Origin of the sequence: Micromonospora sp. WMMA1923, assembly GCF_049179195.1 — a bacterium.
Taxonomy (GTDB): Bacteria; Actinomycetota; Actinomycetes; order Mycobacteriales; family Micromonosporaceae; genus Micromonospora; species Micromonospora yangpuensis.
In genome coordinates, this window is the sequence record NZ_JBMHLZ010000001.1 from 2,281,587 (window position 1) to 2,307,120 (window position 25,534).

A 25,534-nucleotide genomic window follows, 5' to 3' on the forward strand; every position below is an offset into this window, starting at 1 on the left:
CCGCAGCGGATCCCCCGATCAGTCCATCCTCCTAGGACGCTTTACGGGGTGTGCCCCTCCTCGTGGGGAGTGGGCGCTGGCCGGGTCGACCGACGTTCTCGCCGCGCCGGGCCGGATCGACAAGTGGTTGACACGTGTGAATATTTCCTCGTAACGTCTGGGGAAAGCGCTTTCTCAGGCTGTGTCGCCACCACCGGCCATCACCCACTCCATCCCCGGAGGTAAGCCGTCATGCGCCCGTCCCGCCAGCGTCGGCTGGCTCTCGTGCTGACCGCGGTGCTCGCATCCGCGGCCGCCCTTGTGGTCGGCCTGGCCACCACCGCCTCCGCCGCCACCGTCTTCAGCGACGACTTCGCCGACGGCGACATCAGTGACTGGTCCAAGTCGGGCGGGACCTGGGCCGTCGTCTCCGACGGATCCCCGGTCGTCCGCCAGAGCAACTCCGGCAGTGAGAACGCCCGGATCTTCGCCGGCAGCACGAGCTGGACCAGCTACACCGTGCAGGCCCGGGTCAAGCCGCTCAGCCTGGGCGCGGGCGGCCACGCCGGCCTGCTCGCCCGCGCCTCCGGCTCGACGCGGTACTACCGGCTGGCGCTGCTGGCCGGCAACCAGGTGCAACTGCAGGCCGTCAGTGGCAGTTCGGTGACGGTGCTCGGCAGCGCCTCGCGGACGGTCGCCACCGGCACCTGGTACACCCTCGCCATCACCGTCGACGGCAGCACCATCCGGGGCACCGTCGACGGCGCCCCGGTCGGGCAGGCGACCAACTCGCTGTCGAGCGCCGGCCGGATCGGTCTGCAGACCGCGTACGCGTCGGCCTCCTTCGACGACGTACGGGTCGACACCGGCGGCACCGCGCCGACCACCCCGCCGCCGACGACGGTGCCACCGACCACCCCGCCGGTGACCACTGCGCCACCGACGACCGGCACCCTGGTCGTGGCCACCACCGGTGACGACGCCAACCCGGGGACCCTGACCCGGCCGCTGCGGACCATCCAGCGCGCCCACGACCTGGTCCAGCCGGGCGGCACCATCGCGGTACGCGGCGGCACGTACGCGCCGAACGTCACCATCAAGATCCTCAAGGACGGCAGCTCCACCCAGCCGATCACCCTCATCAACTACCAGGACGAGCGCGTGATCATCGACGGGGAAAACATGCCGTACACCCCGGGCGCCGTGGACTCGAGCATCCCGCGTCCGGACCGGGGCGCCCTGCACGTCGAGGGCGACTGGTGGCGGTTCGTCGGTCTGGAGATCATCAACGGCCCGTACGGGATCTTCGGGATGGACACCAACAACGGCCGGTACGAGCGGCTGATCACCCGGAACAACTACGAGTCCGGTCTGCACCTGCAGGGTTCCTCGGCCGGAAACCAGATCATCGACCTGGACAGCTACGGCAACCGTGACCCGCGTAAGAACGGCGAGAGCGCGGACGGTCTGGCCATCAAGGAGGGCTCCGGCGCCGGCAACGTGGTCCGGGGGGCCCGGCTGTGGAACAACGCCGACGACGGCTTCGACGCCTGGCTCTTCCTGAGCCCGATCGTGATCGAGAACAGCGTCGCCTACGGAAACGGCTACAACCGGTGGAACCTGCCCCACTACACAGGTGACGGCAACGGCTTCAAGAACGGTGGCGGCACCGACCCGCGCCCGGCCGTCAACCACCTGACCCGCAACAGCATGGCCTGGGACAACTCGGCCAGCGGCTTCATCGACAACGGCAACCCCGGCACCCTGGTCTGGGAACGCAACACCGCCTGGGACAACGGCAAGGACGGCTTCAACGTCTCCCGGTCCACCTCCAGACTCACCGGCAACCTGTCGGTCGGCAACGGCGGCACCAACGCCTCGCTGGGCAGCTCCACCGGCGCCGGCAACTCCTGGAACCTCGGCGGCAGCTGGACCTTCGTCAGCACCGACCCTTCGACGATCACCGGCCCACGGGCGGCGGACGGGTCCATCCCGACCTCGTCGTTCCTGCGCCCGAGCAACGGCGCGGAGGTGGGTGCCCGGCTCTGAGTCCGGCCGGTCACCGTGCTGCCGGCGGCACCGCGTTGCCGCCGGCAGCCGCCGGCCGGAGCTCCGGCCGCGCCGCGCCGGACGATCCGGACCGGCAGGGTCACCGCCGATGGAACGCTGGTGGTACGTCGGATTAACGACCTTGACCTCCACATTGGAAGCGGTGAATGCTGATCCGATGACCGTCGCTCACCGCCACGCCGCCGACACGCCGAACGGGGATCGGCGATGACCGGCCCGGTCGCCGCGAAGGCCGACCCCGGGCGGCGTACCGACGGGTCCGTGTTGGCCGTGCTCTTGCTGGCCTCGACCCTGACCGTGATGGCCGGTGCGGTCCTGGTGCCGGTGATCGAGCTGATCCGGGCCGACCTGGGCCTGACCTCGGCCGCCGCCGGCCTGATCCTCACCGCCCACGGGTTGTCGTTGGCGCTGGCCGGGCCGCTGGTGGGTCGGGCGATGGACCGCTGGGGGGTACGCGGCCCGCTCGCCGCCGGGCTGGTGCTCTACGGGCTGGCCGGCGCGGTGGGGCTGGTCGTCAGCTCGTACCCGGTGCTGATCGCCAGCCGGTTGGTCTTCGGCGTCGGCGCGGCGGTCGTCTTCACCGGCGCCACGGTGGGCCTGCTCAACCTCTACGAGGGGGCGGCCCGGGACCGGGCGATGGGGTGGCGGTCGACCGCGATCAGTCTCGGCGGCATCTGCTTCCCGATGGTCGGTGGCGCGCTCGGGGCGATCTCCTGGCACGCCCCGTTCGCGGTGTACCTGCTGGGTGTGCCGCTGGGGTTGGCGGTGCTCTGGCTGCTGCCGGCGACCACGGCGGGTCCGCCGGGCGGGGCCGGGGCTGCGCTGGGTCGGCTGTTCAGTTTCCCCCGGCAGGTCCTGGTCCTCTGCGGTCTGCAGTTCGTGGCCAGTGGCCTGCTCTACGGCGTGCTGGTCTTCCTGCCGCTGCGGCTGGCCGAGGTGGGCATCACCAGACCGTTCACGGTGGCCCTGTTCACCGCGACGATGTCGCTGGTGATGAGCCTGGTCGGCCTCGGCTACGCCCGCCTGCGGGCTTGGCTCGGCAACCCCCGGCTGGTGATCGTCTCGTTCGCGACCTGGACGGTGGCGCTGGCCACCCTCGCGGTGACCGACGTGCCGGCGCTGCTGCTGGTGGCACCGGCGGTCTTCGGCATCGGGATGGGGGTGGCGGTGCCGGCGATGACCCTGCTGGTGGCCGAGCACGTGCCGCCGAACCGACGCGGCCAGGCCACCGCGCTGCTGGCCACCGCCACCTTCACCGGCCAGTTCGTCTCTCCGCTGCTGCTCGGGCCGGTGCAGAGCGCCACGTCGGTGCCGGCGACCTTTGCCACCTGCGCCGCGCTGGCCGGGGTCGTCCTGGTGGCGCTGTTGGTGACGCACCGCCGCGGGTCAGCCGACGACGTGCCCGGGGTCGGCAAGGCGGGCTGAGTCGGGTGCCGGGTGTGGCCAGACGGCCGGGATGCGTTCCAGCACCCCGCCGGCGAAGACGTCGCGCAGGCCCAGCGGTTTGAGGTGGACGTAGCCGATGTGGCAGTCGCAGGTCGCGGCGGGGCACGGGCGGGGCCGCAGCGCCGCTCGCCAGGACCCGTCGTAGAGGTTGCCGATCGGGGTGGGCAGGAAGTGACAGCGGCGGACGGTGCCGTCGCCGTCCACCGAGATCGCCGTCTCCCCGGCGTGGCAGGGCCGGTCCAGGGAGAGGTGCGGGCGGACGCTGTAGCCGAACAGCGGGTCCAGCCCCGTCCAGAGCGCCTCCTCGGCGGCGTCGTAGCGGTGCCCCTCGGCGGCGTTGACCCAGAGGTACACCTCGGCGGGCAGGGCGGCGCGCAGCGCCTGGGCCTCGGCGAGGTGCTCGGGCAGGCCGACCACCCCCACCGAGTAGCGCACGCCCAGCTCCGACAGGCGGGCGCAGCGGTCCAGGAAGCGTTGCCGGCTCACCTGGCCGGGATGGTAGGTGGTCCACAGGGCCGCCCGCCGGGCGTCGGCGTCGGCCAGCCAGTCGACCCGGGCGGCCAGGTTGGTCTGGATGACCACCCGCCGCACGTGCGGCAGGTGCGACAGGGCCACCATCGCCTCCCGGTACCAGCGGCGGGTAAGCCCCTCGCCCCACGGGGTGAACAGCACCGACAGCGGTACGTCGGTGGTCTGCCGGACCCAGGCGGTGAACCGGTCCAACGCCGTCCGGTCGGCGGCCAGCAGCTCCGGCGGGTCGTGGCGCTTGGCGAACGGGCAGTACGGGCAGTCGTAGTTGCAGCTGGCCAGCGGGCCGCGGTAGAGGATCGCCAGGCTCACCGCAGGGCGTACCCGTCCATCGCGTGGCGGACCTGGTGGGAGGTCAGCCACGGGCCGATCGCGTCGGAGCGGGCCAACCCGGCCGGGGTCAGCCGCAGCCCGTCGGCGCTGGCCCAGCCCCGCCGTGCCAGCTCGCCCAGCTGTGGGAAGTCGTCGACCGGTGTGGCGCCGAAGCGGGCCCGGTAGGCGGCGGCGTCCACCCCCTGCACGCGCAGCAGTGACTGGAGCAGCCAGCGTCGGCGCTGTTCGACGGCGTCGAGCCGGTAGCCGATCTCGGCGTACCGGAAGTCGTCGGCGGGGCGGGACAGGTAGTCGTCGAGGACCGCGCGCACCTGCGACACGCTGACCGCGTAGTCGAACGAGTAGTGCAGGTCGGTGGTGTAGGAGCGGGCGCCGCAGCCGAGGCCGACCATGCCGTCGGCCTGGCAGCAGTAGTCCGGTCCGGCGGGGGTGGGCACGTCGGCCCGGCGGAACTGGCGCATCGACTCCTGCCGGTAGCCGGCCGCGCCGAGGACCTGCACGGCCTGCTGGTAGCGGGCCAGCCGGTCGGCGTCCCAGTCGGCCCGGCTGGGTGCCCGTCGGCCCAGCCCGGTCAGCGGTCGCACGTACAGCGGGTAGAGGTACAGCTCCTCGGGCTGCCAGGCCAGCGCGGCGTCGAGGCTCTGCCGCCAGGTCTCGGCGCTCTGCCCGTCGATGCCGTAGATCAGGTCGATGTTGAGCACCGGGATCGCCGCGTCGCGGATGGCGGCCAGGGCCGCCTCCACCTCGGTGCGGCGTTGCGGCCGACCGGCGGCGCGGGCCTCGACGTCCAGGAAGCTCTGCACCCCGATGCTGACCCGGGTGGTGCCGTGCGCGGCCAGGACCGCCAGCCGCTCCGGGGTCGCGGTGGCCGGGGAGGTCTCCACCGACAGCGGTACGCCGGGCAGCCGGGCGCCCATCGTGGTGGTGGCGATGTCGAACAGTTCGGTCAGCTCGTCGGCGGTCAGGTAGGTGGGGGTGCCGCCGCCGAGGGCGGTGCGGGCGTACCCGGCGTCGCCGCCGAGGCTGTCGGCTACCTGTTCGGCCTGTCGGCGCAGCTGTCGCAGGTAGGCGGTGACCTGGTCGGCGGGGGCGTGGGCGCGGGTGAACAGGTTGCAGAAGCCGCAGCGCATCTCGCAGAACGGCACGTGCAGGTAGAGGAAGAGCGCGTCGCGGGGCTCGGCCCGCCACACCTCGGCCAGCGTCGGCCGGGGCCGCAGGGCGCGGTACGAGGTCTTGTGCGGGTACGCGTACACGTACTGCTGGTAGGGCGAGCCGTCGAGGTGCTGGTCGGTGCTGGTCACGGTGCTCCCGGGGGCAGGGTGAAGTGGGCGTACGGGACGCTCCAGACGACGTCGTGGCCGATCCGGTGGCCGGTGTGCCCGTCCTCGCCGTAGGCGGTGCCGTGGTCGGCGCAGACGATGGTGAACACCGGCCGGCCCCGGCTGGTGAGCAGGGCGACGAGCCGGTCGATCCGGCCGTCGACGTACTCCAGGGCGGCGGCGTGGCTGGTCAGGTCGTCGCGTTCGGCGCCGGGCCGGTAGTGCCTGTTGGGTTGGTGCAGCGCCGCGACGTTGAGGAAGGTGAATAGCGGCCGGGTCGGCGCGACGGTGGGCAGCACCTGCTCCAGCCGGTCGAGTTGGGCGTCCAGGCAGTCCGGTGCGGTGACGCCGAAGGCGGGCTCCCAGTGCGCCTCGGTGAAGAGTCCGGGCAGCACCGCGCCGAGCGGGCTGCGCTGGTTGAAGAAGCCGACCCCGCCCAGGCAGAGCGTGTGGTAGCCCTGGCCGGCCAGGGCGGTGGGCAGGTCCGGGGCGTCGAAGACCCAGGTGTCGTCGCCGGCGGTCTCGCTGCCGGGGAAGGCCGCGGCGTACAGCCGGACGTGTCGGCCCGGGGTGGTGGGGGTGGGCAGGAAGCCGGCGAAGAAGGCGTGGTGGGCGGCGTAGGTGAAGCTGGCCGGGGAGTGCCGCCGTTCCCACCGGCCGGCGGGCAGCAGCCGGGTCAGCGCGGGGGTGCGGCCGGTGGCGGCCAGTTCGGCGGCCACGTCGTAGCGCAGGGTGTCCAGGGTGACCAGGCAGATGTCGTGGCTGCCGATCAGGCTCCGCATGCCGGCACCTCCGGTGCGGTCGCCCGCCAGCGGGCCCATTGGCCGCTGGTCAGGGCGTGGACCTGCGCGGCGTAGGTGTCCCGGCCGTCGGCGAGCACCCCGGGCAGCAGGTCACCGAAGGCGTTGACCTCGGCGACGGCGTGCCGCTGCCAGCCGGTGAGGAACATCAGGTCGACCCCGACCTGCAGGCTGCCCGGGAAGCAGGCGGCGGCCCGCTGGCAGGTGCGCATCGCCGCCGACCAGGCGGCCGGGCCGGCGGCGGCCCGCAGCGCGGTCAGGTCACCGCGGGCGTTGCCCAGGTGCAGGTTGGTCAGCGGGCCCCGTGCGGTGCGCACCACCGCGTGGCGGGGCTCACCGGCGACCACCACCACCCGCAGGTCGACCACCCGGTCGCCGAGCCCGGCCTTGGGTAACCAGCGTTCCACGTGCAGGCCCTCGGGGGCGAGCCGGTCGACCAGGGCGGCGATGGTCGCCTCGTCGTCGTAGCGGCGGATCCGCAGGGAGTTGAACAGCCCGTCCGGGGCCACCTCGATCGGGGTGACCGCCTGGAGGCGGTGGGCGCCGACGGCCAGGGCGATCACCCCGGCGGCCGACGAGCCGTGTGCCGGTTTGACGAAGACCCGGTGCCAGCCGGCCCGGTCCATGGCCGCCCGCAGCGAGGCGTACCCGTCGACGGGGCCGAGGGCCGGGGGTACCGGCACCCCGGCGGCGGTCAGCCGGGCGTGGCAGCGGCGTTTGTCGCAGAGCACCGCGATCTCCGTCGGGTCGTTGAGCAGCTCCGCACCGCCGGCGGCGACCCGGTCGAGGGCGTCGACCATCCCGGCGTACGTGTCGGCCAGGCCGAGCAGTTCGCCGTGGCGGGCCGGGGCGGCCGCCCCGCGCAGCAGCCGGTCGACCTGCGGGTCCTCGCCGGGGGAGTCGACGCGCAGCAGGGTGCCCGGCCCGGGTGGGGTGGCGCCGGTGAGCAGGTCGGCCCAGGGCAGCACGGTCGGTGCGGGCAGCCCGGCGGCCCGTACCGCCGCGGTGAAGCCGGTGACCCGGCGGTTGTCCGGGTTGCCCAGTACGGTCAGCCGCATGGCGGCCCCGTCGGGTGCCGGCCGGTGGTCACTCGCCCACCGCCACGTAGCGGTGCGGCTCGTCGTCGTCGGAGTCCTCCTCCTGCGGGTCGGAGAGGTCCACCCGTACCCCGGGCAGCGCGGCGGTGACCGCCGCGGCCGTGGTGTCGGTGAGGTAGTGGTGGTGCAGGTCCAGCTGGTCGAGGTGGGTCAGGGGCTGGCCGGCGAGCAGGGCGCGGGCGCCCCGGTCGCCGAGGGTGCCCAGGGAGAGGTCCAGCCGGCGCAGCCGGGCCACCACCGGGGCGTCGGCCAGTGCCTCGGCCAGCTCGTCGGCGTGCTGGGCGTTGCGCAGCCCGAGCCGACGCAGCGCCGCGAAGCGCTGCCCGGCCAGCAGCGGGGCCAGGTCGGCCAGTTCGGTGTCGCCGCCGTAGTCGGGGTCGCCGAGCCACAGTTCGAGGTCGGTCAGGGCGGGCAGGTCGGAGTCCAGGGTCGCGCCGACGAACGACCGGGACAGCCCGCCGCTCTGCACCGTCAGCTCCCGCAGGGCCGGGTGCCGGACCGGGGTGAACCGGAAGTCCTGGCCGCCGCGTACCCACAGCACCTCCAGCTGCGGGTACGCGGTCAGCAGCGGGCTGACGTCGCCCACCAGCATCCAGGAGACCTCGCACTCGTCGAAGGTCATGTCGCCGAGGAAGAGCGACCGCAGGGCCGGCAGCCGGGGTGCGGCGGCGCAGATCTGCTCGATCGGGGCGGTGTTGAACGCCGCGTAGCCCCAGGCACCGACGACCAGGGACTCCACCGTCGGGCCGGCCTGGGTGACGAAGCGGTCGAAGGCTGCCGCGAAGGCCGCCGACGGCACGTGCTCCTGCTGCTGGTCGAAGTCGTTGACGGCCAGCCGCCAGGCGACCGGGCCGGCCACGTCCGGCAGCGGGCCGTCGGGTGGCACCTGGACGACGGGGCGGCCGGCGAAGTGGGTGGCGTGTGCGCCGAAGGTCATGGCCGGTTCACTCGCCGACCGCGGTGAAGCGGTACTCGCGGTCGCCGTAGACGTGGACCTCCTGCGGGTCGGCGATGTCGACCTCGACGCCGGGCAGGGCGGCGACCAGCCGGTCGGCGCACTGCTCGGAGAGGAAGTGGTGGCTCAGGTCGAGCCGGCGCAGGTGGGTCAGGGGCTGGCCGGCCAGCAGTGCCTCGCCGCCGGTGTCGGTGAGCACCCCCTTGGACAGGTCGAGCACCTCCAGCCGGGCCACCACCGGGGCGGTGGCGACCGCCCGGGCGATGTCGTCGGCGAACTCGGAGTTGCAGATCGCCAGGTGGCGCAGCTCGGGCACCCGGTCGCCGGCCAGCAGTTCGGCGAGGTCCTTGCCGGTGGTGTCGCCCTGGTACTGCTGCTGGCCGAGCCAGAGGTCGAGGCGGCGCAGGGCCGGCAGGTCGCTGGCGGCGACCGCCCGGGAGACCGTGGCGGGCAGCCCGCCGGTCTGGAAACCCAACTCCCGCAGCCCGTCGTGGCGCAGCGGCGCCAGCCGCAGCTCGTTGCCGCCGCGTACCCAGAACGTCTCCAACGCCGGGTAGGCCCGCAGCAGCCCGGTGATGTCGTCGTGGGTGATCCAGGAGATCTCGCACTGCTCACCGACCAGGTCGGCGAGGAAGAGGTGGCGCAGCCCGGTCCACTCGCCGGCTGCGGCGACCAGCAGGTCCAGTGGGGGAGCGGACTCGTACGCCGCGCCCCACTCGCCGATGACCACCGCGCGTACCGCCTCGGCGGGCACCTCGGCGCGGAACGCGGCGAACAGGGCGGCGAAGACCTCCGGCTCGGCGTCGAAGTCCTCGATCTCCAGTCGCCAGGCGACTGCCGACGGGTCGTCCGGCAGTGTGCCGCCCGGCACGAAGGGTGCCACGGGCAGCCCGGCGAACGACGTCAGATGGGAGTTGATCACACCGGCCTCCGGCTTTGCTGTGCGATGACGGGTGCGACCGTAACAAGCCCCACCGACACGATGATCAGCACCGAGGGCCCGCCGACGCCGGGTGCGACGCCGCGGCAGGTCGCGGGGTGGGAGGTGGCGTGCCGCCTCGACCGGGTGCGATATTGACGCGAGCCGACTCGGTCCGATGTGCTCCGAGGCGGTTGTCGGTGGTGTCGGTCGAACAGGGGAGCAACGCATGGCGGAGCAGGTCAGTCGGCGGCTGGCGTTGGGTGTGGGGGCGGCGGCAGCCGCGTGGGCGGTGACGCCGGATGCAGCGCGGGCCGCCGGACCGACCGACCCGGGCCCGCCCGATGCCGGACCCGGCGGACCGGGTGTGGACCGGGTCGTCGACCCGGCGACCCGGATCCGGCAGGCCTACCAGCAGCAGAAGGCGGCGGCGGGCGGGGTGTGGCACTCGCACGTGGCGTTGCGTGATCCGGCGGGCACCCTGCAGCCGGTGGTCGCCGACGACGCCGACCGGGTCACCCAGGGTTACAGCGTGCAGAAGCTGGCCGTCGCGGTGGCCGTCATGGACAAGATCGACCGGGGTGAGCTCCGCCTCGACCAGCGGCTGGACCTGACCGCCGACATCATCCTCGGCGGCAGTGGGATCTACTTCCTGCAGACCGTCTACGGTGACGAGCTCACCCTGGCCAACGTGCTCACCGCGTTGCTGTTGGTCTCGGACAACACGGCGGTACGGATGTGCGGCCGGGTGGTGCCGGCGCTGGAGATCAACGAGATCCTCGCCGCGAAGGGGTTCGCCCACACCCGGGTGGAGCCGGTGGCCAACCCGAACCGGTTCTACCTCGGGGTCACCACGCCCCGGGAGACCCACGACCTGCTCCGGCGGCTGGCCGCCCGGACGTTGCTGTCGACCCGGTCGGCGAACTTCCTGCTGGGCATCCTGCGCTGGATCAACGGCTACCACGACGGCATCCGCCGGGACATGTCCTCGGCGCAGCGCAGTCGGGTGGCCACCAAGTACGGCGCCGACTACGACACCCGGGGCGCGGCCCGGCACGAGGCCGGCATCATGTTCGACGCCACCGGCGCGCCGGCGCTCACCTACGCGTTCTTCGCCGACTCCCTCGGCGACCTGGACAACTACGGTGGGACCCACCCGGCGGTACGGGCGCACGCCGCGTTGGGCCGGCTCCTGCTCGACACCGTCGACACCGCCGGGGTCGCGGCGTCGGTGGCCGGCGCGCAGCCACGCCAGCGGCTCGTGCCGTTCCGCCCCGTCAACGGCGGCTGAGCGGAGCCGGCGGTACGGCGGGCCCCGACGGTCCGGGCGTGGCTGTTGTGTCCGGCCGCCGCAGCGCGGATGCTGTACCCACAGTCATCCATGCTGATCAATTCGGAGGTCAGGATGCGTCGTACCCCGATCGGTACCCTCGTCACGGCCGTGCTGCTCCTGCTCGTACCGGCCGGCGCACCCGCCCGGGCGGCGTCGCCGCCCGATCCCGCCACGGTGTCGGCGGCGCTGGCCGGGGTGCGGACCGCCGGCACCACCTGGGGCCTGGACCCGGCCACCGGCCGGGTCACCCTCGGCGTCGACGACACCGTGGGCGCGGCCGACCTGGCGGTGCTGCGGGCCACCGCCGAGCGGGCCGGCGCGCTGCTGCGCCGGGAGCCGGGCCGGTTGCGCCCGCTGATCGCCGCCGGCCAGGCGATCCACGGCAGCGGCGGGGCGCGCTGCTCGCTCGGGCTCAACGCCCGTCGGGGCACCACCTGGTACGCCGTCACCGCCGGACACTGCACCGCCACCGCGACCACCTGGTACGCCGACAGCGCCCGGACCTCGCCGCTCGGCCCGCGGGTGGCCACCAGCTTCCCCGGCGACGACTACGGGCTGATCCAGCACACCGGTGGCCTGCCGCACCCCGGCGCGATCCACACCTACCCCGGTCAGCTGCCGGTCGCCGGCACCGGCACCGCCCTCGTCGGGCAGGCCGTCTGCCGCAGCGGCGCCACCACCGGTGTGCGGTGCGGTACCGTCACCGCGCTCAACCAGACGGTCAACTACGCCCAGGGCTCCGTCTCCGGCCTGATCCGCACCAACATCTGCGCCGAGTCCGGGGACAGCGGCGGTCCGCTCTACGTCGCCGCGACCGGGGTCGTGCTCGGCATTCTCTCCGGCGGCAGCGGCAACTGCACCTCCGGCGGCAGCACCTACTACCAGCCGATCAACGAGATCCTCGCCGCGTACGGGCTGACCGTGCGGTGATCCGCCGCCGGCGGTAGGTGGGTGCCGGGCGGTGAGGGGTCCCTCACCGCCCGGCGGCCGACGCGACCGTACCGCGCACCGGAACGGTGCGGGCGCGTCGGCGGCTCGGGGTGTCGGTCGTACCGGACCGTCGCGGCGGGTCAGCAGGTAGGTGAGGGCTCCGCCGCCGGGAAGCTGGAGCGGCCCCACCGGTCGTCGGGGCCGGGCGCGACGAAGTAGTACCGCCGGTAGCCGAGCAGCATTCCGTCGTCGCCGACGGTGAAGACGTCGACGAAGTCGTGCGTTCCGGTGGGTTGTCCCGGCCGTGGGGTCACCGGCCCGGTGTACCGGCCGGTCACCGCCACCCCGTCGCCGTCGGCGATGACCTTGTGGATCTGGTGCCGGGCGGGTGGGCCGGCCACCTGCGCGTGGGTACGCAGCACCTCGGCCCGGCCGCGTCCGTGGGCCAGGTCCGGGCGGCGGACCTGGACGTCCTCGTCGAGAAGTGAGCCGTACGCGTCGATGTCGCCGGTGTCCAGGTAGTGGTACGACAAGCGCACGTGGTCGACTCCGGCAGCGGTCACCGCCGCGCTTCGGGGCGGGCGCATGCCCCCGTGGCTGCTCATCCGGTCGTCCTTCCTGCCAGCTTCCCCGTTCGCCCACCTGCCGTGGCCGTTACCGGAAACTGTCGGCCAACGAGGCAACTCCGGCCTATCACCGCGCTTTCCCCGTCGTGGGACGTCTCGGGTGTCGCTGGTGTGTCTCCTCGGCTCGGTCGCCGAACGCTGCGGGGCGCGTACCCAGGGTGTGGACCAGTCGGGGTGGGTCGCGCAACCTACGGACGGGTCGAAGAGATGATCTCTCTGCTGGTGGACAGCGACCGCCCCGATGCGGTGAGCTACATGAAGAATAGTCATTTCTGAATAGCTGTCGGTACGGGAGACACATGCCCGACTCGTTCACCGCCAGACCAGCGGCCACCACCGGGATCATGTTCCGGGTGCTCGGCCCCCTGCAGGTGGAAGGGCCGGCCGGCACGGTACGGATTCCCCCCGGTCGGCAGGAGATCATCCTCGCCTGCCTGTTGATGGAGGCGGGCCGGGTGGTCGCCACCGACCGGCTGCTCGACCTGATCTGGCACGAGGAGCCCCCCGACACCGCCCGTACCCAGATCCAGATCTGCGTGTCCCGCATCCGCAAGAGCTTCACCGCCGCCGGGCTGTCCGCCTCGGTGGTCTCCCGCGCCCCCGGCTACCTGCTGCGCACCGACGAGGACACGGTGGACCTGCACGTGTTCAACCGGCAGGTGACCGCGGCGCGGGTGCTGGTCAAGGAAGGCCGGCTCGCCGAGGCGGCGGAGAGCCTACGGGCGGCCGTGGCGCTCTGGCGCGGTCCCTGCCTCAGCGGCATCCCGAGCGAGGCCCTGCGCACCCGCGGCCTGCGGCTCGACGAGGACCGGCTCACCGCCATCGAGACCTACCTGGAGCTGGAGCTCGGGCTGGGCCGCAGTCACGAGATCGTGGGCGAGGCCAGCCGGCTGGTGCACGAGTACCCGCTGCGCGAGCGGCTGCGTGGCCAGCTGATGCTCGCGCTGTACCGCTCCGGGCGCCAGGCCGAGGCGCTGGACGTCTACCGGGCCGGCCGGGAACTGCTCGCCGAGGAGCTGGGACTGGCCCCCGGTGAGGAGCTGCGCCAGTTGGAGGGCGCGATCCTCGCCGGTGACCCGGCGGCCCTGCACGCCACCGGGGCCCCGGCGCCGGAACCGGTCCGACCGCCGGTCGCCTCCGTCCACCCGACGCCGTACGGCGAGGAGCGTCCCCACCAGCTGCCGGCGGACACCGCCGACTTCGTCACCAGCGAACCACTTGTGCGGTCCCTGGAACGGGCGCTGCTCGGCGACGACGGCCAACGGGCGCTCGGTGTGGTGGTCATCGCCGGCAAACCCGGGATCGGCAAGAGCGCGCTCGGCACCCACCTGGCCCACCGCCTCGGCGGCGAACGCTTCCCCGACGGCCAGCTCTACTGTGACCTGCGGGGCGCCGGCACCGAGCCGGTGAGCACCAAGGACGCCCTCGGCCGGTTCCTGCGGGCGCTGGGCATCCCCGGCCCGGTCATCCCCGACGACACCGACGAACGCGCCGAGATGTACCGGACACTGCTGGCCACCCGTCGGATGCTGGTGGTGCTCGACGACGCGGCCAGCGAGCGCCAGATCAGCCCGCTGCTGCCCGGCAGCAGCAGCTGCGCGGTCCTGGTCACCAGCCGCTCCCGGTTGACCGCGCTGCCCGGCGCGCACCGGGTCGAGCTGGACGTGCTCGACCAGACCCAGGCCCTCGACCTGCTCGGCCGGGTGATCGGCACCGAGCGGGTCGAGCGGGAGCCGGAGGCCGCCGCCGCCCTGGTCCGTACCGTCGGTGGCCTGCCGCTGGCGCTGCGGATCGTCGCGGCCCGGCTGGCGGCCCGACCACACTGGACGCTGGCCTCGATGGTGCACCGGCTGGCCAACGAGCGGCACCGCCTCGACGAGCTGGCCCACGGTGAGATGACCATGCGGGCCAGTCTCTCGCTCACCCACGACGGGCTGAACCGGGCCGACCGCCGGCTGCTGCGCCTGTTCAGCCTGGCGCAGGGCCCGACCGTGCCCGGCTGGATCGCCGGGGCGCTGCTGGACGACCACCGGCCGATCCCGTCGGACCTCGTCGAGCCGCTTGTCGACGTGCAGATGCTGGACGCCGTCGCGGTGGAGAGCACCGGCGAGTTCCGCTACCGCTTCCACGAGGTCATCCGGCTCTTCGCCCGCGAGCAGCTGGCCCTCAACGACAGCCCGGCCGTGCAGCTCGCGGCGACCGAACGGATGATCGGCGGGTGGCTGGCGATCACCGAACAGGCCCACGCCCGGGTCTACGGCGGTGACTTCACCGTGCTGCGCGGCACCGCCGCCCGCTGGTCACCCCCGACCGACTACGTCGACGGACTGCTCACCGACCCGATCGAGTGGCTCGACAGCGAACAGGCCAACCTCTGCCTGGCCGTGGACCAGGCCGCCCAGGCCGGCCTCGACGAGCTCTGCTGGGACCTGGCCACCACCCTGGTCACCCTCTTCGAGGCGCGCGGCTACTTCGACCACTGGGAACGGACCCACCAGCGGGCGCTGCAGGTGACCCGGGCGGCGGACAACCGACGCGGCACCGCCGCCGTACTCAGCTCACTGGGCACCCTGCACATCAGTCGGCAACAACCCGACCAGGCCCGCCGGTCGCTCAGCGCCGCCCAGGAGACCTTCGACGAACTCGGTGACCTGCACGGGTTGGCGCTCTGCCGACGGGACCTGGCCCTGCTGGAACGGCAGGGCGGCGACGACGACCGGGCCCTGGTGCTCTACGAACACGCGGCGCGGGACTTCGAACGGGTCGGGGACATCGTCGGCCGGGCCACGGTACTGACCCAGAGCGCGCACATCTGGATGCGCCGGGGACACAGCGCGGTGGCCCAGGCCCAGCTGGAGGAGTCGCTGGAGATCTTCCGGTCGGTCGGGTACAGCCGGGGCGAGGCCCACGCCCTGCGCCGGGCCGGCCAGGTGCTGTTACAGCGGGGGGAGCACGCCCAGGCCGAGCAGACCCTGGCCGGGGTGCTGACCATGGTGCGCCGCAGCGGGGACATCATCGGCGAGGGACACCTGCTGCGCAACCTCGGCGAGGTGCACGCCGCCACCGGCCGGTACGAGCAGGCCAGGGGCGCCTTCGAACGGGCGCTGGCGGTACGGGAGCAGATCATGGACCACGGCGGGGCGGCGGCGGTCCGGCTGGACCTCGCCCGGCTGATGGCCCGCGCCGGCGCCCGTGGTCGGGCGGGGGAGTTGCTGGAGAACGCGGTGGCCACGTTCCTCGAGCGGGGCATGCGGCACGAGCTGCGGGAGGCGGAGCGGCTGCTGGGGGAGATCGCCGCGAGCCGGCCCGCCGCCTCCTGAGGCGGGTCCGTCAGTCCCAGGGGTGGTTGTCGGTGCTGGCGCTCGGGGTGGGGGTCGGCGTGACCACCACGGCGGTGCCGCCCGGCCCGGAGGTGCCCGTCTCGCCGGCCTGCGCGGTGGCCGCGCCGAAGGCGACGAACCCGGTGATCGTGGCGGCCAGAGCGAAGATCCTCAGCGTGGCGGTGCGGCGCATGTCGACTCCTTCGAGGCTTTCCCGGTGGTGTTGGCTCCACGCTAACGACCAGCGGAATCGCGCCGTTATCCCAGCAGTTATCCCGCTGCTATCACCGGTGTCGCCGGTGGCCGCCGCCGTGATGGGGGCACTTGGGCGCGTGATGCCGCGCCGATAGCGCCGTGCGGACGATGGACCCCGACGAGGAGAAATCCCAGCCATGGGATTGACGGCAACCGTCGGCTCCCCGTCGCGCACCATCCCCACTGCCGCCGGAGAAAGTGGAGAACGCGACATGAGCATCGACGTGGTGACCAACGAGGACGTTCCGCAGTTCGGCCTGCTGATTCGCCAGCACCGCACGCGCATCGGGCTGACCCAGCGGGAGCTGGCGGACTTCTCCACGGTCAGCGTCCGGGCGATCCGCGACCTCGAACAGGGCCGGGCCCGCCGACCCCGCCAGGACACCGTCCGGCTGATCGCCGACGGCCTTCGGCTGGGCCTGCGGGCCCGCGCCGACCTGGAGACCGCCGCCAACCAGGGGCGGACCAGCTGGGCGGTCAAGGCCAGCTACGAGGCCGACCCGCCGGCGGCGCCGGTCGTCGCCGACTGCCTGTTCGGGCGGGAGCAGGAGAGCGCGGTCGTCACCGGCGAGCTGGCCGGTGGCGCCGAGCGGCTGGTCACCGTGGTGGGGATGACCGGCGTCGGCCGTACCCGGCTCGCCCTGGAGGTGGCGGCCCGGCTGCACGGCGCCGACCACACCCCGGTGCTCTGGTGTGCCCTGACCGAGCAGCCGGGCGGACCCGCCGGCGGGGACCGGATGGCCGCGCTGGTCCGGGGCTGCGTCGAGCAGCTCTTCGAGCCCGCCACGGACGCCCCGGGTGCCGCGGCGGCCGGCGAGGACCTCGCCGCGTTCGTGGAGACCGTCGCCGAGCGCCCGCCGCTGCTGGTGATCGACGGGGTCGGCGACCGGGCCGCCCGGCCGGAACGCTTCGCCCAGCTGCTGCGGCACTGCCCGGGACTACGGGTGCTGGTCACCGCCGAGCACCCCCTGGAGGTGCCGGGCGAGCGCCCGTTCCTGCTCACCCCCCTGATGTTGCCCGAGGAGACCGACCCGGCGGACCCTTCGGCGATCGGACGGTCAGCCGCGGTCCGGCTCTTCGTCGACCGGGCCCGGCGGGTCCGGCCGGACTTCACCCTCACCGCCGCCGACGCGCCGCTGGTCGCCGAGATCTGCCGGCGGGTCGACGGGCTGCCGCTGGCCCTGCAGGCGGCGGCGTCCTGGCTGGTCGTCTACGACATCACCATGCTGCACCAGTGCCTGCACGGCGATCCGGCCGGTCTGCTGCAGCACGTGGCCGGTGCCGAGGGCGGCAACCGGTTGCGCGACACGCTGCACCGCAGGCTGGCCCGGCTGCCGGTGGCCGACCGGGAGCTGCTGGCCACCCTCTGCGCCCGTGGCGACAGCTTCGGTCTGCCCGACGTGATGGCCCTGACCGGCCGTGGCGTGGCCGACAGCGGCCGGGTGGTGCGGGACCTGGTCCTGCACGGCCTGGTCCGCCCGAGCTACGACCACGGGCAGTCCCGGTTCCGGATCCTGCACCTGGTCCGCGCCGTGCACCTCGGCGCCACCCCGGCCTGACCGGGCGGGGCATCGACGGGATGCCGACCCGACCCGACGGGCGGCACCCGCCGCGCAACTGCTGCGCGGGTGCCGGAACAACTGCCGCACCCCGGCTGACACCGCCGGTTGAATGACTGCACATCGAGTCCGAAGGCCCGGCGCGACCGCCGCCGAGCTCGATCGACGTACGAGGGAGGACGACCTTGTCGGCTACTGTCGAACAGCGCACGAACACCGTGACGGCGGTCATCGCCGGACTCGGCGCGTACCTGCCCGAGCAGGTGGTGAAGAACGACGAGATCGCCGCCCGACTCGGCGTCACCACCGACTGGATCCGCGACCGCACCGGCATCGAACAGCGGTTCGTCTGCGAACCCACGGCTGCCACCAGCGATCTCGCGGTCGAGGCCGGCCGACGGGCCCTGGCGTCCTGCGGCAACCCGACCGTCGACTTTCTGATCCTGGCCACCTGCACCCCGGACCACCCGTTCCCGGCCACCGCACCCGCCGTCGCCGCCCGCCTCGGGCTCGCCGGCATCGCGGCCTTCGACCTCAACGCCGCCTGCTCCGGTTTCGTCTACGCCCTGTCCGTCGGCGCCGGCATGCTCGCCTCCGGGGCGTACGGCACCGGGCTGGTCATCGGCGCCGACGCCGTCTCCACCATCCTCGACACCTCCGACCCGATCACCTCCCCGATCTTCGGCGACGGCGCCGGCGCGGTGGTGATCCGCGCCGGCGACCCCGGCGAGCCGGGCGGTCTCACCGCCCACCTGCTCGGCAGCGACGGTGGGCTGCTGGACATCATGAGGACCCCCGCCGGTGGCTCCCGGCAACGCTCGGCCGGGATCGGCCCCGACGTCGAGCACAGCTACTTCACCATGTCCGGCCGGGCGGTCTACAAGCACGCGATCAACCGGATGAGCCTCGCCTCGACCACCGTGCTGGACCAGGTGGGCTGGAGCGTCGACGACGTCGACTGGCTCGTCGCCCACCAGGCCAACCGGCGGATCCTCACCGCCACCGCCGAGGCCATCGGCATCCCCACCGAACGGGCGGTGATCAACGTCGACCGGGTGGCCAACACCTCGGCCGCCTCCATCCCGCTGGCCTTCGTCGACGCGGTGACCGCCGGCACCTTCTCCGCCGGTGACCGGATCCTGCTGGCCGCCTTCGGCGGCGGCGCGACCTGGGCGGCGGCCGCACTCACCTGGCCCGACCTGACGCTTCGACCCGGCGACGGCCTCGCCTGACCCCGCCGGCTCATCCCGCCCGGGGTGGGCCCCACCCCATCCGCACACCCCGCCACCACCGAGATCGGAGACCGACAGTGAAAGACACCCTGGTACGAGTGAACGAGATCGTCCTGGAACAGGTACCGGAACTGGCCGTGCAGATCGGCCCCGCCGACCGGCTCAACCAGGACCTGGGCATCGACTCGCTGACCTTCGTCGACATCCTCGTCAAGGTGGAGAAGAGCTTCGCCATCGAGATCGACGACGACGAACTCACCACCGTGCAGAGCGTCCAGGACATCCTCGACCTCATCCAGCGCAAGCAGTAACCGCCCGTTCCACCTTCTCCAGATGGGGGTCCACCATGTCCGGTCCGGCGTACCAGACCCGGCCACTCAACCCGGCGCAACTCGGAGTCTGGTACGCCCAACGGCTCGACCCGGCCAACCCGGTCTACAACATGGGCGGGTACCTGGAGATCCGCGGACCCCTCGACGCCGGGCTCCTGGTCGACACGGTGACCGCGCTGGTGGCCGAGGACGACACGGCACGACTGCGCTTCACCGAGGTCGACGGCGTACCGGCGCAGTACCTCGGCGCCGCGCCGGACTTCACCGCCGACCTGCTCGACCTCAGCGCCGAGGCGGACCCGATGGCGGCGGCGACCCGGCTGATGCGCGACGACCTGCACCGCGCCCCCGACCTGGAACACGACCGGCTCTTCCACCACCAGCTCGTCCGGCTCGGCCCGGAGCACTTCCTCTGGTACCACCGCGTGCACCACCTCATTCAGGACGGCTACACCGCCACCGTCGTCCGGCGACGCGGCGCGGAGCTCTACACCGCGCTGGTCGAGGGCCGCCCACCCGTCGGACCGCCACTGGGATCGTTCACCGCCATGCTCGACGAGCAGGACCGCTACGCCGGTTCGGCGGCCCGGGAGCGCGACGGCGCGTACTGGCGCAGGCTGATGGCCGACGCCGACTGCCCGCCCGGACCCGGCTCCGCCGGTCGGCCCACCAACCGGATCGTCCGCCAGATCGCCCGGATCCCACCGGCTACCGTCGACCGGCTGCGCCGGTTCGCCGCACGGGCCGGGGTGAGCTGGCAGCAGGCCCTGATCACCGCCGCCGCCGTGCACCGCCACCACTGGACCGGTGGGACCGACGTGCTGCTCAGCCTCCCCGTGCCCGGACGGCTCAGCCCGGCCTCGGTCACCACGCCCGGCATGATGGCCAACGTCCTGCCGCTGCGCTGCCGGATCGACCCGGCCGAACCGGCCGAGCGGCTGGCCGCCCAGCTGGCCCGGCAGACCCTGCGCGCCCAGTGGCACCAGCGCTACGACTCCGCCGACCTGCTGCGGGACCTGGACTGGCCGAGCGACGCCCGTCGACAGTTCGGGCCGGTGGTCAACATCGTGGCCGGCGACGAACACGACACCTTCGCCGGACTGCCCGCCGTGCACCACCTCTTCTCCACCGGCGGGACCGCCGAGGACCTGGCCCTCACCGTCACCCACCACCCCGAGGGCGGGCTGCGCGTTGACGTCAGCATCGACACCGCGTACCGGGACTCGGTCGACCTCGACGCGTACCAGCGCACCTTCGCGCGGATCCTCACCGCGATGGTGGACGACCCCGGCGTGGCCGTCGGTGACCTCGACCCGTTCGACCCGGCGGAGCGGCACCGGGTCCTGCACGACTGGAACGCCACGGCGGTGCCCGTGCCGGACGTCTCCCTGCCGGAGCTGTTCGCCGCCCGGGTGGTCGCCGACCCGGACGCGACCGCCGTGGTGGGTGGCCCGCAGCGGTTGTCGTACGGCGAACTGGACGCCCGGGCCAACCAACTGGCCCGGCTGCTGCTCTCCCGGGGCGTGGTCCGTGGTGGGGTGGTGGGGGTGCTGCTGGAGCGGGGTCTGGATTTCGCGGTGGCGTTGGTGGCGGTCACCAGGACCGGTGCGGCGTACGTGGTGTTGGATCCCGATTTTCCCGATGAGCGCCTGGCGTGGACGGTGGCCGAGGCCGGGGTGTCGGTGGTGGTCACCCGGACCGACCTGGCATCCCGGCTGCCCGACCCGCACCGGTTGATCCGCCTCGACGCCGACGCCCACCTCGTCGAGGCGCAGAGTTCGGCAACCGTCGACGTACGGGTGGCCGCCGCAGACGTGGCGTGTGTGATGTTCACGTCGGGGTCGACGGGGATGCCGAAGGGTGTGGTGTCGTCGCATCGGGCTCTGGTGGGTTCGGTGGTGGGGCAGGATTACTGCGGCTTCGGGCCGGAAGAGGTGTTCCTGCAGTGTTCGCCGGTGTCGTGGGACGCGTTCTCGTTGGAGTTCTGGGGGGCACTGCTCTTCGGCGGGGTGTGTGTTCTCCAGCCGGGGCAGCGTCCGGAGCCGGGGTTGATTGTGGGGTTGGTGGCTGAGCATCAGGTGTCGATGTTGCAGTTGTCGTCGGGGTTGTTCAATGTGTTGGTGGATGAGTATCCGCGGGTTTTCGATGGTCTGCGGGTGGTGTTCACCGGTGGTGAGCCGGCGAGTCCGGTGCATGTGGCGCGGGTGGTGGACCGGTGTCCGGGGTTGCGGGTGGTGAACGGGTACGGTCCGGCGGAGTCGATGGGCTTCACCACCACGTTCGACGTTCCCGCTGGTCTGGATGGCAACACGGTTCCGGTTGGTCGGGCCGTGGCGAACAAGCGGGCGTATGTGTTGGACGGTCGGTTGCGGCCGGTGCCGCCGGGTGTGGTGGGTGAGGTGTATCTGGCCGGGGTGGGCCTGGCGCACGGCTATCTGAACCGGTCGGGGTTGACCGCGCAGCGGTTCGTCGCGGATCCGTTCGGTGAGCCGGGTGAGCGGTTGTACCGCACCGGTGACCTGGCCCGGTGGAGCGGGGCCGGGCAGTTGGAGTTCGTCGGCCGTGGTGACGGCCAGGTGAAGATCCGCGGCTTCCGGGTCGAGCCCGGCGAGATCGAGGCCGCGCTGCTGCGGCACGAGGCGGTGGCGCAGGCGGCGGTGCTCGCCGTACCGGATCCGGCGGGCACGTTGCGGCTGGTGGCGTACCTGGTGGCCGAGTCGGAGAGCGTGCCGGTGGTGCGGTCTTGGTTGCGGGCACAACTGCCGGAGCACCTGGTGCCGTCGGTGGTGGTGCCGCTGGACCGGATGCCGTTGACCGCGAACGGGAAGGTGGATCGGCGGGCGTTGCCGGCACCGGAGTTCGCCGCTGCGGCTGGCGGTGGTCGGAGCGCGCGGGATGCGCGGGAGGAGATCCTGTGTGGCCTGTACGCGGAGGTGCTCGGGGTGGCGTCGGTGGGTATCGACGACGACTTCTTCGCCCTCGGTGGGCACTCGTTGTTGGCGGCCCGGTTGGCCGCGCGGGCCCGGTCGGTGCTCGGGGTGGAGCTGAGCATCCGGGACATCTTCCAGGCCCCCACCATCGCCACCCTCGGCGACCACCTGGCCGGCACCGGCCGGGCCAGGGCCCGACCCACCGTCGCCGCCACCGACCACGACGCACCGGTACCCCTGTCGTACGCCCAGCGTCGGCTCTGGCTCGTCGACTCCCTCCAGGGCAGCGGCCCGACCTACAACGTGCCGCTGGCCGTCCGGCTCACCGGCGACCTGGACGTCGACGCGCTCCAGCAGGCCCTCACCGACCTGGTCGAGCGGCACGAGGTGCTGCGCACCGTGGTCGGCACCGTCGACGGCGAGCCGTACCAGCGGATCCGCCCACCCGCCCCCGTCGTGCTGGACCGGCACCGGGTCGACCCCGCCGACCTCGACCGGCGACTCAGCGAGGCTGCCGGTCACGTCTTCGACCTGACCGCCACCCCGCCGCTGCGGGTCACCCTCTTCGACCTCGGTGGCCACGAGTGGACGCTGCTGATCCTGCTGCACCACATCGCCACCGACGGCCAGTCCCTGCGACCGCTGCTCGGTGACCTGGAGACCGCGTACGCCGCCCGGCACGCCGGCCGCGCCCCGGACTGGCCCGACCTGACCGTCCAGTACGCCGACTACACCCACTGGCAGCGCGCCATGCTCGGTGACCCGGCCGACCCGGCCAGCGTGCACGCCACCGACCTCGCCCACTGGCGACAGGCCCTGGCCGACCTCCCCGAGGAACTCACCCTCCCACGGGACCGGCCCCGGCCCACCGTCGCCGACCACACCGGCGGCGCGGTACCGGTCAGGATCGACCCCGAGGTACGGCGACGCATCGGTGAGCTGGCCCGTCAGCAGCGCTGCACCCCGTTCATGGTGCTCCAGGCCGCGTTGGCGCTGACCCTGACCCGCTTCGGCGCCGGCACCGACATCCCCATCGGCACCCCGGTCGCCGGGCGGACCGATCCGGCCCTCGACGCGCTTGTCGGGTTCTTCGTCAACACCCTGGTCCTGCGCACCGACACCTCCGGCGACCCGAGCTTCGCCGACCTGCTGGCCCGGGTACGCGCCACCGACCTGGACGCCCTCGCCCACCAGGAACTCCCGTTCGACCTGCTGCTCGAAGCGCTCAACCCGGTACGGTCGCTGGCCCGGCACCCGCTGTTCCAGGTCTGCCTGACCCTCGACGACGCCGCCGACGGGCGCCTGCGGCTGCCCGACGTGCACTGCGGTCCGGCCCGGGTGGTGGACACCAGGGCGGCCAAGTTCGACCTGGAGTTCCTGCTGCGCGACGAGGGAACGGAGACCGGAATCGGGGGCGTGCTGCTCTACTCGACCGCGATCTTCGACCACGGCACCGTGCAACGCCTGGTCGCCGGCCTGGGTCAGGTGCTGGACCAGGTACTCGCCGACCCGTCCCGCCCGATCGGCACCGTCGACGCGATCGACGCCGCCGAGCAGCGGGCCGTCGTCGGTGACTGGAACGCCACGGCGGTACCGGTGCCGGACGTGTCGTTGCCGGAGCTGTTCGCGGCGCGGGTGGCGGCTGCGCCGCAGGCTCCCGCCCTGGTCTGTGGCGCGGACCGGTTGTCCTACGCCGAGGTCGACAGCCGGGCGAACCACGTGGCGGGTGCGTTGCTGTCGCGGGGCGTGGTCCGTGGTGGTGCGGTGGGGGTGCTGCTGGAGCGGGGTCTGGATTTCGCGGTGGCGTTGGTGGCGGTCACCAGGACTGGTGCGGCGTACGTGGTGTTGGATCCGGATTTTCCCGATGAGCGGTTGGCGTGGACGGTGGCCGAGGCTGGGGTGTCGATGGTGGTCACCCGGGCCGACCTGGCGTCCCGGCTGCCCGCCGGTGTTCCGGTGCTGCGGGTGGATGCCGACGCGTCGTCGATCGCTGAGGCGCTGCCGGTGGTCCCGTCGGTGGTGGTTGATCCGGGAGACGTGGCGTGTGTGATGTTCACGTCGGGGTCGACGGGGGTGCCGAAGGGTGTGGTGTCGTCGCATCGGGCTCTGGTGGGTTCGGTGGTGGGGCAGGGGTATTCGGTTTTCGGTCCGGGTGTGGTGTTTCTGCAGTGTTCGCCGGTGTCGTGGGATGCGTTCTCGTTGGAGTTCTGGGGGGCGTTGTTGCATGGCGGGGTGTGTGTGTTGCAGGCGGGGCAGCGTCCGGAGCCGGGGTTGATTGTGGGGTTGGTGGCTGAGCATCGGGTGTCGATGTTGCAGTTGTCGTCGGGGTTGTTCAATGTGTTGGTGGATGAGTATCCGCGGGTTTTCGATGGTCTGCGGGTGGTGTTCACCGGTGGTGAGCCGGCGAGTCCGGTGCATGTGGCGCGGGTGGTGGACCGGTGTCCGGGGTTGCGGGTGGTGAACGGGTACGGTCCGGCGGAGTCGATGGGCTTCACCACGACGTTCGAGGTGCCGGGGGAGTTTTCCGGTACTACGGTTCCGGTCGGTCGGGCCGTCAACAACAAGCGGGCGTATGTGTTGGACGGTCGGTTGCGGCCGGTGCCGGCGGGTGTGGTGGGTGAGGTGTATCTGGCCGGGGTGGGCCTGGCGCACGGTTATCTGAACCGGTCGGGGTTGACGGCGCAGCGGTTCGTCGCGGATCCGTTCGGTGGGCCGGGTGAGCGGTTGTACCGCACCGGTGACCTGGCCCGGTGGACGACGAGTGGCCAACTGGAGTTCGTCGGCCGGATCGACGGTCAGGTGAAGATCCGGGGCTTCCGGGTCGAGCCCGGCGAGATCGAGGCCGTCCTGCTCGGCCACCCGGCGGTCGCACAGACCGCGGTGCTCGCTACACCTGACCCCGCCGGCACACTGCGCCTGGTCGCCTACCTGATCCCCGAGAGCGGGCAGGACCTGGACCCGGCGGAGGTACGGCAGTGGCTCCGCCACCGCGTCCCGGAGCACCTGGTTCCCTCGGCGGTGGTGCCGCTGGACCGGATGCCGTTGACCGGAAACGGGAAGGTGGATCGGCGGGCGTTGCCGGCACCGGAGTTCGCCGCTGTGGCTGGTGGTGGCCGGAGCGCGCGGGATGCGCGGGAGGAGATCCTGTGTGGCCTGTACGCGGAGGTGCTCGGAGTGGCATCGGTGGGTATCGACGACGACTTCTTCGCTCTCGGTGGGCACTCGTTGTTGGCGGCCCGGTTGGCCGCGCGGGCCCGGTCGGTGCTCGGGGTGGAGCTGAGCATCCGGGACATCTTCCAGGCCCCCACCATCGCCGCCCTCGGCGACCAGCTGCCCGCCGCCACCCCGGCCCGCGCCCGCCCCACCCTGCGCCGGCGCACCCAGTCCGGCGTCGCCCTGCCCGGCAGCCCACCCACCGGCTGAACAACCCGCCCGGCCCGGCCACCGGCTGAGAGACCCGCCCGGCAACCGGCCGAACAACCTGCCCCGGAATCTGCCGCTGCCCGCAAAGAAACGCCGATAGTCTCGTCCCGAATGGGATCGCCTGACTGTCGTCCCGTCGATTCTTCTC

At 72.8% G+C, this 25,534-nt stretch carries 17 protein-coding genes; 9 read left to right on the forward strand and 8 right to left on the reverse strand.

What is annotated here, in order from left to right; genetic code table 11:
• Nucleotides 1-231 precede the first annotated feature (231 nt).
• Complete coding sequence (locus ACN28G_RS10295) at nucleotides 232-2,028, forward strand: right-handed parallel beta-helix repeat-containing protein (RefSeq protein WP_229688364.1); 1,797 nt, start codon at nucleotides 232-234, stop codon at nucleotides 2,026-2,028.
• 228 nt (nucleotides 2,029-2,256) lie between these two features.
• Nucleotides 2,257-3,474 (forward strand): MFS transporter, encoded by a 1,218-nt coding sequence (locus tag ACN28G_RS10300; protein ID WP_091437865.1) that lies wholly within the window; start codon nucleotides 2,257-2,259, stop codon nucleotides 3,472-3,474.
• On the opposite strand, the gene ACN28G_RS10305 is transcribed toward ACN28G_RS10300, so the two are convergent.
• The 6 genes from ACN28G_RS10305 to ACN28G_RS10330 are packed head-to-tail and all read right to left on the reverse strand — an operon-like array spanning nucleotide 3,436 to nucleotide 9,449.
• A complete protein-coding gene (locus tag ACN28G_RS10305; RefSeq protein ID WP_091437868.1) occupies nucleotides 3,436-4,335 on the reverse strand; it encodes an STM4011 family radical SAM protein in 900 nt (299 codons plus the stop codon). The genes ACN28G_RS10300 and ACN28G_RS10305 overlap by 39 nt on opposite strands.
• On the reverse strand, nucleotides 4,332-5,657 hold the full coding sequence (locus tag ACN28G_RS10310; protein WP_091437871.1) for an STM4012 family radical SAM protein: 1,326 nt from the start codon (nucleotides 5,655-5,657) through the stop codon (nucleotides 4,332-4,334). The genes ACN28G_RS10305 and ACN28G_RS10310 overlap by 4 nt, the downstream gene beginning before the upstream one ends.
• Nucleotides 5,654-6,457 carry an STM4013/SEN3800 family hydrolase gene (locus ACN28G_RS10315; RefSeq protein ID WP_421478976.1) on the reverse strand — a complete coding sequence of 268 codons (804 nt, stop codon included), beginning with the start codon at nucleotides 6,455-6,457 and terminating at the stop codon, nucleotides 5,654-5,656. The genes ACN28G_RS10310 and ACN28G_RS10315 overlap by 4 nt, the downstream gene beginning before the upstream one ends.
• The gene (locus ACN28G_RS10320) at nucleotides 6,445-7,533 is read right to left on the reverse strand and encodes an STM4014 family protein (protein ID WP_091437875.1); all 1,089 of its coding nucleotides are present in this window, start codon (nucleotides 7,531-7,533) and stop codon (nucleotides 6,445-6,447) included. Before ACN28G_RS10320 ends, ACN28G_RS10315 begins: the two co-directional genes overlap by 13 nt.
• Before the next feature lie 28 nt (nucleotides 7,534-7,561).
• A complete protein-coding gene (locus tag ACN28G_RS10325) occupies nucleotides 7,562-8,509 on the reverse strand; it encodes an STM4015 family protein (protein WP_091437878.1) in 948 nt (315 codons plus the stop codon).
• 7 nt (nucleotides 8,510-8,516) lie between these two features.
• Nucleotides 8,517-9,449 (reverse strand): STM4015 family protein, encoded by a 933-nt coding sequence (locus ACN28G_RS10330; protein WP_091437881.1) that lies wholly within the window; start codon nucleotides 9,447-9,449, stop codon nucleotides 8,517-8,519.
• Nucleotides 9,450-9,675: 226 nt separating this feature from the next.
• Here ACN28G_RS10330 and ACN28G_RS10335 point away from each other — a divergent pair, with 226 nt between their 5' ends.
• Nucleotides 9,676-10,737 carry a serine hydrolase gene (locus tag ACN28G_RS10335; protein ID WP_091437884.1) on the forward strand — a complete coding sequence of 354 codons (1,062 nt, stop codon included), beginning with the start codon at nucleotides 9,676-9,678 and terminating at the stop codon, nucleotides 10,735-10,737.
• A 114-nt stretch (nucleotides 10,738-10,851) separates the two neighbouring features.
• Nucleotides 10,852-11,709: a S1 family peptidase gene (locus ACN28G_RS10340; RefSeq protein WP_091446436.1), complete on the forward strand. Its 858-nt coding sequence runs from the start codon at nucleotides 10,852-10,854 to the stop codon at nucleotides 11,707-11,709.
• Between the two features lie 140 nt (nucleotides 11,710-11,849).
• On the opposite strand, the gene ACN28G_RS10345 is transcribed toward ACN28G_RS10340, so the two are convergent.
• On the reverse strand, nucleotides 11,850-12,314 hold the full coding sequence (locus ACN28G_RS10345; protein ID WP_091437887.1) for a nuclear transport factor 2 family protein: 465 nt from the start codon (nucleotides 12,312-12,314) through the stop codon (nucleotides 11,850-11,852).
• A 320-nt stretch (nucleotides 12,315-12,634) separates the two neighbouring features.
• Between ACN28G_RS10345 and ACN28G_RS10350 the strand changes: the two genes are divergently transcribed.
• Nucleotides 12,635-15,655, forward strand: a complete 3,021-nt coding sequence (locus tag ACN28G_RS10350) for a BTAD domain-containing putative transcriptional regulator (RefSeq protein WP_421478977.1) — start codon at nucleotides 12,635-12,637, stop codon at nucleotides 15,653-15,655.
• A 10-nt stretch (nucleotides 15,656-15,665) separates the two neighbouring features.
• Here the strand turns inward: ACN28G_RS10350 and ACN28G_RS10355 are convergent, their stop codons facing one another.
• Nucleotides 15,666-15,848: a hypothetical protein gene (locus tag ACN28G_RS10355; protein ID WP_091437894.1), complete on the reverse strand. Its 183-nt coding sequence runs from the start codon at nucleotides 15,846-15,848 to the stop codon at nucleotides 15,666-15,668.
• Nucleotides 15,849-16,122: 274 nt separating this feature from the next.
• On the opposite strand from ACN28G_RS10355, the gene ACN28G_RS10360 reads away from it, so the two are divergent.
• The 4 genes from ACN28G_RS10360 to ACN28G_RS10375 all read left to right on the forward strand — a co-directional run bounded on the left by ACN28G_RS10360 (nucleotide 16,123) and on the right by ACN28G_RS10375 (nucleotide 25,386).
• Nucleotides 16,123-17,469: a helix-turn-helix domain-containing protein gene (locus ACN28G_RS10360; RefSeq protein ID WP_421478978.1), complete on the forward strand. Its 1,347-nt coding sequence runs from the start codon at nucleotides 16,123-16,125 to the stop codon at nucleotides 17,467-17,469.
• A gap of 185 nt (nucleotides 17,470-17,654) precedes the next feature.
• Entirely contained in the window at nucleotides 17,655-18,701 is a 1,047-nt protein-coding gene (locus tag ACN28G_RS10365) for a beta-ketoacyl-ACP synthase III (protein ID WP_421478979.1), read from the forward strand.
• A gap of 98 nt (nucleotides 18,702-18,799) precedes the next feature.
• Nucleotides 18,800-19,012, forward strand: a complete 213-nt coding sequence (locus ACN28G_RS10370; protein ID WP_175440544.1) for an acyl carrier protein — start codon at nucleotides 18,800-18,802, stop codon at nucleotides 19,010-19,012.
• 35 nt (nucleotides 19,013-19,047) lie between these two features.
• The gene (locus ACN28G_RS10375) at nucleotides 19,048-25,386 is read left to right on the forward strand and encodes an amino acid adenylation domain-containing protein (protein ID WP_421478980.1); all 6,339 of its coding nucleotides are present in this window, start codon (nucleotides 19,048-19,050) and stop codon (nucleotides 25,384-25,386) included.
• Nucleotides 25,387-25,534 lie beyond the last annotated feature (148 nt).